Here is a 346-nt window from a genome sequence, read left to right as displayed (position 1 = left end):
TCTGGAAGAGGGGGTGGCGGGCGGTGGAGCGGGTGGGGTTGAGGGCTTCGACGATGCGTTCGAAGGGGAGTTCCTGGTGGGCGTAGGCGTCGAGGTCGGTGGTGCGGACGCGGTGGAGGAGTTCGCGGAAGGTGGGGTCGCCGGAGACGTCGGTGCGTAGGACGAGGGTGTTGACGAAGAAGCCGACCAGGTCGTCCAGGGCTTCGTCGGTGCGGCCGGCGATGGCGGTGCCGAGGGGGATGTCGGTGCCGGCGCCGAGGCGGGAGTAGAGGGTGGCCAGGGCGGCTTGGAGGACCATGAACAGGGTGGTGCCGGTCTCCCGGGCGAGCCGGGTGAGTCGGTCGTG

Annotated in this window: 1 protein-coding gene; it reads right to left on the bottom strand. The window is 70.5% G+C overall.

Going from position 1 to position 346, the window contains the following annotated elements; all coding sequences use genetic code 11:
• Nucleotides 1-346 (bottom strand): condensation domain-containing protein (locus IF30_RS42965; RefSeq protein ID WP_037903256.1); only part of this gene is annotated, 346 nt, incomplete at both ends.

Source organism: Streptomyces sp. NRRL S-350, assembly GCF_000719705.1.
GTDB lineage: Bacteria > Actinomycetota > Actinomycetes > Streptomycetales > Streptomycetaceae > Kitasatospora.
This window is presented reverse-complemented; position numbering and strand designations above follow the sequence as displayed.